This window comes from Pseudomonas sp. DTU12.1, assembly GCF_009873475.1.
Lineage (GTDB): Bacteria > Pseudomonadota > Gammaproteobacteria > Pseudomonadales > Pseudomonadaceae > Aquipseudomonas > Aquipseudomonas proteolytica.
In genome coordinates, this window is sequence record NZ_CP045254.1 from 3,120,954 (window position 1) to 3,131,661 (window position 10,708).

7 protein-coding genes are annotated in these 10,708 nt (G+C 60.3%); 5 read left to right on the plus strand and 2 right to left on the minus strand.

Annotation, left to right across the window (positions count from 1 at the left end; all coding sequences use genetic code 11):
* Positions 1 to 76 precede the first annotated feature (76 nt).
* The 5 genes from GDV60_RS13565 to GDV60_RS13585 all read left to right on the plus strand — a co-directional run bounded on the left by GDV60_RS13565 (position 77) and on the right by GDV60_RS13585 (position 8,177).
* On the plus strand, positions 77 to 3,259 hold the full coding sequence (locus GDV60_RS13565; RefSeq protein WP_159907657.1) for a hybrid sensor histidine kinase/response regulator: 3,183 nt from the start codon (positions 77 to 79) through the stop codon (positions 3,257 to 3,259).
* Between the two features lie 40 nt (positions 3,260 to 3,299).
* On the plus strand, positions 3,300 to 3,947 hold the full coding sequence (locus GDV60_RS13570) for a response regulator (protein ID WP_159907660.1): 648 nt from the start codon (positions 3,300 to 3,302) through the stop codon (positions 3,945 to 3,947).
* Positions 3,948 to 4,093: 146 nt separating this feature from the next.
* Complete coding sequence (locus tag GDV60_RS13575) at positions 4,094 to 4,699, plus strand: fimbrial protein (RefSeq protein WP_070994850.1); 606 nt, start codon at positions 4,094 to 4,096, stop codon at positions 4,697 to 4,699.
* Between the two features lie 74 nt (positions 4,700 to 4,773).
* Positions 4,774 to 5,520: a molecular chaperone gene (locus tag GDV60_RS13580; RefSeq protein ID WP_029291681.1), complete on the plus strand. Its 747-nt coding sequence runs from the start codon at positions 4,774 to 4,776 to the stop codon at positions 5,518 to 5,520.
* Between the two features lie 89 nt (positions 5,521 to 5,609).
* The gene (locus GDV60_RS13585) at positions 5,610 to 8,177 is read left to right on the plus strand and encodes a fimbria/pilus outer membrane usher protein (RefSeq protein ID WP_159907662.1); all 2,568 of its coding nucleotides are present in this window, start codon (positions 5,610 to 5,612) and stop codon (positions 8,175 to 8,177) included.
* Between the two features lie 617 nt (positions 8,178 to 8,794).
* On the opposite strand, the gene xerC is transcribed toward GDV60_RS13585, so the two are convergent.
* Both xerC and GDV60_RS13595 read right to left on the minus strand, forming a co-directional pair.
* A complete protein-coding gene (gene xerC / locus GDV60_RS13590) occupies positions 8,795 to 9,709 on the minus strand; it encodes a tyrosine recombinase XerC (protein ID WP_159907665.1) in 915 nt (304 codons plus the stop codon).
* A 108-nt stretch (positions 9,710 to 9,817) separates the two neighbouring features.
* Entirely contained in the window at positions 9,818 to 10,612 is a 795-nt protein-coding gene (locus tag GDV60_RS13595; protein WP_159907667.1) for a M949_RS01915 family surface polysaccharide biosynthesis protein, read from the minus strand.
* Positions 10,613 to 10,708: the final 96 nt, after the last annotated feature.

A 10,708-nucleotide genomic window follows, 5' to 3' on the forward strand; every position in this document is an offset into this window, starting at 1 on the left:
GCTCGGATTTGTCTAACCTGTATAAGGAGTAAACTCCATCCAGCGCCGATTTCTCAGCCGCCTGCGAAAACCATCAATGAAGCACAACAACGCGATCCTGGAAGCATTCACCCGCAGCTCACTGCGCTTGAACAAAGGGCTGATGGGCGTGCTCGGCGTCGCGTTGTTGCTGGCAGGCACCAGTTACTGGGCGTTGCAGCGGATCATCGATGAGCAGCACGCCGCGGTGGGGTTTCATTTTGCCCGGCTGATGGAAAATATCCAGGAACAGGAAACCTTCCTCCGGACCCTGGCGCAGCCGGCGATCCAACGGGACTTGATCAGCGACAAGAACACCCAGGCCAGCCTCCAGAGCCATCGCCTGGACATGCACAACACCCGCTATGAAGGTCGTGAGTTCGCCTTTTCGGTGCCCTTCAGTGCACAGTTCGAGGCGCAACGGGTCACGCCTGGCGAGCAGCAGAAAATCTTTGCCCTGGGGGTGCATCTGGCCAGTTACTACAGCGCGTACTGGTCATCGTCGCCCTACGCATCGCCCCACGTCTTTATCCTCAACCGCCTGGTCAACTACCACATTGCGGTGCCTGCGGTCGGCTACCAGCGTGGCGGCAAAACCCCGTTCAACGGCCCCACGGCCGAACAGGCCGACGCGGTGCAGCAAAGGCTCGAGCAGTTGCCCCGGGTAGACGACAGACTTTACTGGGAAACCTATACCCCAACCGGGAAGGCCTCCGGGGCTCCGCAGTTGTTGGCGTATATCGGCATCCCCCTGAACCCTCAGGTTTTGCGCGCGGGTCAAGGCACTAACCAGGTGATGGTTGCCACGCTGCTGGATATGGCACATGTCAACGATGTGGAACGCACCATGGAGTCGTCCATCTACGATCGATTCACCCTGATCTCCCCTGCCGGGCAGACGCTGACGGGGCCTCAGGTCCGCGCCTCTGCCTTGGGTGAAGGGCTGAATATTCGCGCCAACGGGCTGGAGTTCAAAATCACCCACGACGCCCAGTCGCAGTGGACCGCAATCTACGGGATCAGCTACAAGCATTTTTTCCGCTATGCCCTGTGGCCACTGACCAGCCTGGTGCTGTTTCTGTGTGCCGTACTGGCGATTGTCTGGGCCGGCAGCCGCTGGTACCGCAAGCAAGTGATCCGTCCGGCGCGCCAGGCCCATGAGCGGATTGCCGAAAGCGTGGCATTCAGTCGGGTGATTATTGACACCGCGCCTACCGGCCTGTGTGTGGTGGGCCGCGCGGATGGGCAGGTGCTGATCGAGAACCAGCGCGCCCAACAATGGCCCGGCACCGCCAGGTTGGTGGCGGCCCTCAGCCGCTTCCAGGACAGCGCCGACAGTGGCGAAACCCACCTGGAAATCGAAGGCCGGCACCTGCAGGTCGGTTTCGTGTCGACCCGTTATCAAGGCCAGGATGTGCGGCTTTATGCGTTCAACGACGTGACCCGGCATATTGAAGACGCCCTGGCCCTGGAAGATGCCCGGCGCGCCGCCGATGCGGCCAATGAAGCCAAGACGCTGTTCCTGGCAACCATGAGCCATGAAATCCGCACACCGTTGTACGGCGTGCTCGGCACCCTGGAATTGCTCGGGTTGACGACCCTGGACCCGCGCCAGAAAACCTACCTGCACACCATCCAACGCTCATCTGCCACGTTGTTCCAACTGATCAGTGATGTGCTCGACGTGTCGAAAATCGAATCCGGGCAGATGGCAATCGAGTCCATCGAGTTTTGCCCCCTGGACATGCTCGAAGACACCTTGCACACCTACGCCGCCTTCGCCCAGCGCAAGGGCCTGCAACTGTATGGCTGCATCGATGCGCAGTTGCCCGACTGTGTGGTCGGCGACCCGATGCGGATCCGCCAGATCCTCAACAACCTGGTGAGCAATGCGCTCAAATTTACTGACATAGGACGCGTGGTGATTCGGGCCCGGGCGCTTCGCCGGGGGGCCGATAAGGTGGACCTGGAGTGGCAAGTGACCGACTCTGGCGTGGGCATCAGCCAGGCGCAGCAAGCCAAGCTGTTCGACTTGTTCTACCAGGCACCGGACACCGCTGGCCAAGGCGGTGCCGGGCTGGGCCTGCCGATATGCCGCTGGCTCGCCGAAATGATGGATGGCCAGATCAAGGTCGTCAGCGAGCCCGGCCTGGGTAGCAGTTTCACCTTGAAAATGAGCTTGCCGGTAGGCCGTGGCGAGCTGCCCGGACTTCCCCTTCTTGAGCCGAGCGCGACGCCGGTCTATGTACAGGCGCCGGTGCGCGAGTTGGCCGAATCCCTGTGCGACTGGCTCGGGCGCCTGGGTATCCAGGCCTCGGTGGCAACGCTGCCCCTGGCCTCACAGAATGCGCAGGCCGTACTGGTCGACATGTTGCCCGCCGGGCCACGATTGTCCTGGGCCGGGCCGCGCGTCTTGTGTGTGCCGGGTGCACACAGCCCACCGCTGTATACGGCCCAGGGCTGGGAAGTGGATATGCATGATGTGCGTGCCATTGCGTCGGTGGTCTCGCTGGCGCAGCAGGGTAAGCAGGAAGCCGTGCAGCACGCCGAACAACAGAGCGCCGGGCAGTTGCAACTGCGCATTCTGGTGGCCGAGGACAACCCGGTAAACCAGGCCATCATCCAGGAGCAACTGGAAGCGCTGGGCTGTACGGTTACCTTGGCAGACAATGGCGAGCAGGCCATGCACCTGTGGCAACCCCAGGCCTTCGACCTGGTGCTGACCGACGTCAACATGCCCTTGATGAATGGCTACGAACTGGCCCGCACCCTCAGGGAGCATGACCCACAGTTACCGATCATCGGTGTCACCGCCAATGCCATGCGCGAAGAAGGCATGCGTTGCCTGGCAGTCGGGATGAATGCGTGGCTGGTCAAGCCCTTGAGCCTGCAAACCCTGCGCGCGCAACTGATCAAGCTGTGCCGGCCGACGGTACGCGTCTTGCCGGCGGTGATCGACACGGTGCAGATGTCAGAAAAAATGCGCCCGCTGTTTGTCAGCAGCGTACAGCACGATCTGCAGCGCATCAGCGCCGCACTTGAGCAACGCGATTGCCGGCGCCTGGCCGAAACCTTGCACTCGGTGGCCGGGGCCTTGGGCGCGGTGCAGGCGCTGGACCTGGCCCAGGCGTGTGTCGAACTGGAAAGCCAGTTGGCCAGCGGCCGGCTCAATCCCGCGCTGGAAATGCGCATAAACCAGGTCAGCAGTAGGCTTTCAGCCTTGCTCAGCGTGCAGCCATGAGCCCTCCTCACTCACTGAACCAGCATTACGGGCAACCCTTATGAAAACCTTCACTGTGGTTATTGCGGATGATCACCCTATCGTGCTTTTGGGCGTGCGAGAACTCGTCGAGCGAGACGCGCGCTTTCAAGTAGTGGGCGAAGCGATCTGTTCGGCAGGCCTCATCGGGCTGCTTGAACAGCAGCCTATCGACATCGTGATTACCGATTACAACATGCCCGGCGATTCACCCTACGGCGATGGTTTGAAACTGGTGGAATACCTTAAGCGGCATTTCCCCCAGGTGCAGATTCTGATCCTGACCATGATCTCCAATCATCTGATCCTGACCCGTCTGCAAGAGATGGGCGTGGTGGGCGTGATCCAGAAAAGCCAGTTGCACACCGAAATCCAGGTGGCCCTCAAGTCTATTGTGCAGCAGGCGCTGTATCGCAGCCTGGAGCCCGCCAAGACTTCGGTGGTCGAGTCGGTGACGGCTATCGATGCGCGTTTCTCGACCCTGTCGCCGAAGGAATTCGAGATACTGCGTTTGTTTATTTCAGGCAAAAGTGTCAGTGATATAGCGCGCAGCCAGAATAGAAGTTCAAAGACTATCAGTGCGCAAAAGATTTCGGCCATGCGCAAACTTGAAGTCAGTAGTGATCAAGACTTGTTGGCTTATTGCCTGGCGCAAAATATCTTCAACTAATTCGTGCCTTATCAACTAATCTCCTCCTTAACTAACTTGCCTTGCAGTGCTTTATAAGAATCGTCTTATTCTCTCTAAGGCCTAAAATCACTATTGTTCGTTGGCAGTTTCAACCCTCTCTACAACCAACACTAACGGACATCATCATGAAGAAGTTTTCCCTGGCCCTTATCGCTGTGTCAGTTATTGCCGCCAGCAGCAGTGCATTTGCCGAAGATCCCGTTGCGCCGACCCCGACCCTGGGTGGCAGCGGCAAAATCACTTTCACCGGCGTGATCAACAACGACGCGTGCTCGGTCGACGGCGCCAACTCCGATCGCGTGATCTCGGTGGACATGGGCTCGGTATCGATCAAAGACATGGGCACCGCTGAAAACCCGGCCTCGGGCCGTGTGACAGCCAAAGACTTCAACCTCAACGTGAACTGCAACCTGGGCACCAAAGTGGCCATGATCTTTGACGCCAACAGCGGCGGCTCGGGCCTGGTCACCGGCAAGAAAGTCCTCGCCCTGACCCCGGGCAACGGCAGCGCAAGCAACGTCGGCATCGCCCTGCTCGACAGCAAAGGCGCACTGATCGACCTCAGCTCCCCGGCCAGCGCCCGCATCGAAAGCAGCATGCACGGCCAAGGCACCGAAGGCGGCGATGCAACCTTGAGCTTTGCCGCAGCCTACGTCACCACCGGTGCAGCCGGCGCCTCCACTGCGGGTCGTGGTGACGCCACCCTGCCGTTCATCCTGCAATACGAATAACCCCCAAGGCTGTAAATGCCACGCGCGAGGCCCCAGGGCCTCGCCATTTATCCGACCCATAAACGGTAGACATCATGTTGCCTCGTTCCATTGCCGCAGGCCTGGGGTTGTTGACCCTGCTGATGGCGACCCAGGCTGGCGCCAGCATTTCATTGAGTGCCACGCGTATCGTCTTCGATGGCGAGCATAAAGAAGCCAATATCACCGTGCGCAACGGTAACCAGGATGTATTGATTCAATCCTGGGTCGATACCAGCGATGCGCAAGCCAGTGCTGCACCGTTCGCCGTGACCCCGCCACTGGCACGGATATTTGCCAAGGAGCAGCAATTGCTGCGCATTCTTTACCAGGGCAGCGGTATGCCGGCGGATCGTGAATCCGTGATCTGGCTCAATGTGCAAGAGATCCCGCAGGCCGCCGCCTCCGACAACACGTTGCAACTGGCGGTGCGCCAGCGCATCAAGATATTTTTCCGGCCAGCCGGTTTGCCAGGTAGCGCACTGTCGGCGCCGGCGCAACTGGAATGGCAACTGCAAAAGCGTGGCGCCGAGTCGTGGCTGAGCGTAAAAAACCCGACGCTGTATCACGTGTCCATGGCCGATATAAAACTTCAGGCCGGGCAACAAACGGAACTGGCTGCCGATTCGACAATGATTGCCCCGGGCGCCGAAAAACAGTTCAGCGTTAAACAACTCGGTGGTTACGAAACAGTGCAGTTGTCTTTTTCCAGCATTAACGACTATGGCGCACAAGATAAATACACCGCACAACTTTCCACGCGCCTGACGGCCAAGGCCACTGAGGCGCGCACCCGGCAATAAGCGTTTCCCTTAAACCCTCCAGGTTCGATTCGAGTGCGTACTCGCGTGCCTCGCCTGTCCGATAAACAGGGATGATATAGGTTCTTTGCATGTTTTTTATTTTAGGCAGCAGGCCCAATCATTACATATCAAGCGAGCGCACTTCACGCGTGTCTACAACGTGCACATCTCTGAAGTTGAGTACGCTGTCATTGGCCATTCTTGCCGGCTCGCCCGTTTGGGCCGTTGCCGATGAGCCGTCCCTGGAAGTGTTCAACACCACCTTTTTGCAGGGCGCTCAATCGTCGGTAGACCTGCAGCAACTGCTGTCGGCCAACAGCGTGCTGCCCGGTAACTACCGAGTCGACTTGTATAGCAATGAGGTCCTGGTGGGCCGTCGCGACATCGACTTCAAGCGCAACCCGCAGACCGGCCGGGTCGATCCGTGCCTGACCCTGGACTTGCTCAAGCAACTGGGGATCGACCTGACCCTCTTGCAAGCCCAAGGCAAGCTCGACGCCAGCCAACCCCAGGCCTGCTACGACCTACCGACGCTGATCGACCAGGCCACCCTGCGCTATGACGCCAGTCGCCTGCGCCTGGCGGCGAGCATTCCACAGGTTGCGATGCAACGGGGCATGCGCGGTTATGTCGACCCCCAGTTATGGGACGACGGCGTGCCCGCAGCGTTTATCAACTATCAACTCAATAGCAGCCGCACCGCCGGCGACTATGAAACCCGCATCAACAACAACTTGGGGCTGCGCAACGGCATCAACCTGGGCGCATGGCGCTTGCGTAACGAATCGAACCTGAGCAATGGCACGGGGCGGCCGAGCAACTTCACCAGCAACCGCAGCTATGTGCAGCATGACGTGACGACGGTCAAGGGCCAGTTCAGTGCCGGGGAGATTTTTTCCGATACCGACCTGTTCGACAGCGTGCGTTACCGAGGCGTGAAACTGGCGTCCGACGAAGGCATGCGCGCCGACAGCGAGCGCGGTTATGCGCCGGTGATTCGTGGCGTGGCACAGACCAACGCCACGGTAGAAATCCGCCAGAACGACTACATCCTCTACACCGCCAACGTCGCGCCCGGGCCTTTCGAGATCAACGATATCTACCCCAGCGGCTCGAACGGCGACCTGGAAATCACCATCATCGAGGCCGACGGCCGTCGGCGCGTGACCACCCAGGCGTTCTCCAGCCTGCCGATCATGGTGCGTGAAGGCCAGGTCAAATACAGCGTTTCAGCCGGTAAATTCAGCAGCAATGCTGACGGCTTGGCGAGCCCGCAATTTGTCAGCAGCACCCTTGCCTACGGTCTCACCAGTAACCTCAGCGCGATTGTCGGCCTGCAAGTGAGCGAAGACTACAAGGCACTCTCCCTGGGGGTTGGCAAAAACACGTCGCTGGGCGCGGTGTCGATGGACGTCACTCACTCCTCAAGCGCCGCCCAAGGGCAAACGACCCAGGGCAACAGCGTGCGTGCGTTGTATGCCAAGACCTTTGCCGGCACCGACACCAACTTCACCCTGGCCGCCTATCGTTACTCGACCGAGGGCTACCGCACCCTGACCGACCACGTCGAGGACACCAGTGAGGGTGCCGTCAAGCGTACGGGCAACTCGAAAACCCGCACCGACCTGACGATCAACCAAAGCATCGGGCGCAACCGCGAGTTCGGCAGCCTTTACTTGAACGCCACCGACCAGCGCTATTGGAACCGTGGCGGCTCCCAGAGCTTTTCGGCGGGGTACAACAACAACTGGGGCGACCTGAGCTACAACCTGGGGGTGACACGCACCAAACAGATTGCCAGTTGGGGCGCACCGGACTCCGATACGCAGTTCAACCTGTCCTTTTCGTTCCCCTTGGGCAGCCAGCCCCGGGCGCCGCGTGCATTCGTCACCACCAGCACCCAGCAAGGCGATACCAGCACCCAGGCGGGTATCAACGGTTATGTGGCCGATACCAGCGATGTGTTCTATTCGGTCCAGGCCGGGCATAGCCGAACGGGTGGCCAATCGGGATCGGCCAACATCAATAGCCGCACATCCATGGCCGATATCAGCCTGGGGTATAGCCAGGGCCGTGGGTACGACGCACAAAACCTTAACGTTGCCGGCTCAGTGGTGGCGCACGCCGGTGGCATCAACCTGGGGCAGACCGTCAGCGAAACCTTTGCCTTGGTTCAGGTGCCGGGTATCAGCGGGGCTAAAGTCAGCAGCTACAGCGGGGTTGAAACCGGGCGCAACGGCTATGCCGTGGTGCCCTCGGCACAGCCTTATCGGGTGAACTGGATCAGCCTCGACACCCGCGACCTGGGCGGCGATGTTGAAATCACCCAGGCCACGCAGCAGTTAGTACCGCGCCGCGGTGCGGTGGTATTGGCCCGCTACAGCGGCAAAACCGGGCGGCGCGTGCTGTTTGAGCTGTTTGATGCGCAGCACCAGCGCATGGCGTTCGGCGCCTCACTGGAAGACGCCAGCGGCAAACAGTTGGCCATCGCCGATCCCAGCGGCAATGCCTTGGTACTGGTCGAAGAGGACCAAGGCAGCCTGACGATCAAGTGGGGTGACCAGCAATGTACTGCGCCGTATGCGCTGCCTGCACAAAACAAGGCGCTGAACTACGAGCGCCAGGCGTTGGTGTGTCACAGCGTTCAAGGTCTTTAAAAAGCAGCTTTTGGCTCATGGTTAAATGGGAACGCTGTGGCAGAACTGGGTGAGGCTATTGGGGCGGCTCCACCACCCAGCGCGGGGCAAGCCCGCTCGCCACAAAAAGCTAGCGGTCGACAAAGCTCCCCCTTGTGGCGAGGGGGCTTGTCCCCCGATGGGCTGCGCAGCAGCCCCAAAACCAGCCACCTCGGTGTACCTGGCAGAACTGGGTGAGGCTATTGGGGCGGCTTCGCCACCCAGCGCGGGGCAAGCCCGCTCGCCACAAAAAGCTAGCGGTCGACAAAGCTCCCCCTTGTGGCGAGGGGGCTTGTCCCCCGATGGGCTGCGCAGCAGCCCCAAAACCAGCCACCTCGGTGTACCTGGCAGAACTGGGTGAGGCTATTGGGGCGGCTTCGCCACCCAGCGCGGGGCAAGCCCGCTCGCCACAAAAAGCTAGCGGTCGACAAAGCTCCCCCTTGTGGCGAGGGGGCTTGTCCCCCGATGGGCTGCGCAGCAGCCCCAAAACCAGCCACTTCGGTGTACCTGGCAGAACGGGGTGAGGCTATTGGGGTGGCTTCGCCACCCAGCGCGGGGCAAGCCCGCTCGCCACAAGGGGGGTGTTCACTCTCCAGCGATCAAAGGTCAAACCGGTCAATCGCCCGCCGCCGCTCGTTATCATCACGCACATCGTAGCTGGCGGTGGTCTGGATATTGGTGTGGTGCGCCAGTTTCTGTGCAATCGACAAGTCATGCTCCTCGATCACCCGAGTAATAAACGAGCGCCGGAAATCATGGGGCATGATTTTCACACCCACCTGTTCGCCGCGTTGGCGGGCGATGTAGTAAATCGCATGTTTGGTAATGCGTTCGCGGGTGATATGGCTGCCCCGGCGGATACGGTTGAACAGGAAGCTATCGTCCTGCTCCCCTTCCTTCAAGTGCTCGCGGCGAAACTCCAGCCAGGCCTGCAACTTGGCAAACGCCCAGGCCGGTGCGTACTTGATCAACTCTTTATTGCCCTTGCCCATCACCCGCAAGCTGCGCTCTGCAAAGTTGACCTGGGCCAGGTCGAGGTTGACCGATTCTGACTTGCGCATCCCCGAGCCATACAGGATCCCGATGACTGCCGCATCCCGCAGCCCTTGCGGCCTTGGGTCGGCGGCGCAGACGTCCATCAATTCGCGGATCAAGGTGCGACGCAGGTTACGCCCCTGGCTCAAGCGCGTGCCGGCGGTGGCTTTGACCGAGCGCATCTTCAGCAAGTGTTCCTGGCTGATCAGGCTGATGCGCCAGGCTTCGTTCATCACCCCGCGCACCGCGTTGACATACAGCGACGATGTGTTGGGCGCATACCCGTCTTCACGCAGCACGGCGACCAAAGCCATCACGTGCTCCGGTTGCAGCAGGTGCCAGTCGATATCTTCGAGGTTGATCTCTTCGAAACCCAGGCGGTCGGCCGCATCTTGCAGCACATAGCGCATGGTCAGTTGGCTAGAGGGCGCCAGGCGCGCGAGATACAGGGTCAGGGGATTGCGGGAAATCTCGGTCAAAATAGATCAGCCTTGAGATTAAATATCGAGACTAAGCCTATGTTTAATCTCGGTATTTAGTGGTTTGGCGAGCGCCGAGTCTAACGCAGGTCGGCGCCGCATACCAAACTAGGGCTCATCCTCTGCGGGTGCCGGGCTTTGCTGCTGGCCCCAGTCCCCGTCCTGTTTTTGCATCAGCGCAAACCACTGCTGGCGCATGAAAGCCAACAGCGTGGCGGGTGCCTTGGCGAAGTCATGCTCGTCGTTGTAGCAGCCTGGCAATGGCAGATCGGTGCCCTGCTCCTTGTACTGACTGACCAACGCCTGCTGCCCGGCAACGCTGCAATCGGTGGGCAGCGGCATACCGCGCAGCGCACCGGCCTCTTCGTCCCACCAACTGGCTCCGTAGCGGTCGACACCACGCAGCCCGTATTTGTGCGACTTGCCGATGTGCATGATCAGCTTGAACTCCCGGGGGCTGACATCGCTGGTGCATGTACGCGAGTAGCCCACGGTCACTTGGCTCAGGCCGTCACCCAGCAGGTCGGTGACGCGGGTCGCGGCGTTATCAAAGTGCAGGCTGGCGTCGAATTCGCAGCGCTGCACATCGTCATGCAGCATCCACAGGCGCTTGGGGCGATCCCCCTCTAGCAGGTACTGGGCGGCATAGATTGACGCCGACTGCGTCCCGTCATCATCACGCTCGCCGGCTTCCTGCTCGGCCAACACCAGCAGGTTACGGCCCTGGCGATCATCCCAGCTATACGCGGCCACCTGCTTGCCCCGGACCTCGATCCCGAGCGGAACCTGGCTCAGCGGCGTCAGCTTCATTTCCTCGGCCGCCACAGCTGCATGGGCTGCCCCGAGCGCCATCACCATCAAGACCGGCCGTAACTGGCCGCGTAAAAACTGCACGCTATTCATCCGACTACCCAGGCAAGAGATCGCTTACTTTACCGGGACTTGCAGGGGGATGCAGAGAAGATTCGTCAGGCGGGACTGAGTGCAAACCCGGTTAAT

What these genes read in the sequence shown, in the direction of transcription:
- GDV60_RS13565 (WP_159907657.1), top strand. Translation starts at nt 77, where the DNA reads ATGAAGCACAACAACGCGATCCTGGAAGCATTCACCCGCAGCTCACTG.
- GDV60_RS13570 (WP_159907660.1), top strand. Translation starts at nt 3,300, where the DNA reads ATGAAAACCTTCACTGTGGTTATTGCGGATGATCACCCTATCGTGCTT.
- GDV60_RS13575 (WP_070994850.1), top strand. Translation starts at nt 4,094, where the DNA reads ATGAAGAAGTTTTCCCTGGCCCTTATCGCTGTGTCAGTTATTGCCGCC.
- GDV60_RS13580 (WP_029291681.1), top strand. Translation starts at nt 4,774, where the DNA reads ATGTTGCCTCGTTCCATTGCCGCAGGCCTGGGGTTGTTGACCCTGCTG.
- GDV60_RS13585 (WP_159907662.1), top strand. Translation starts at nt 5,610, where the DNA reads ATGTTTTTTATTTTAGGCAGCAGGCCCAATCATTACATATCAAGCGAG.
- GDV60_RS13595 (WP_159907667.1), bottom strand. Translation starts at nt 10,612, where the DNA reads ATGAATAGCGTGCAGTTTTTACGCGGCCAGTTACGGCCGGTCTTGATG.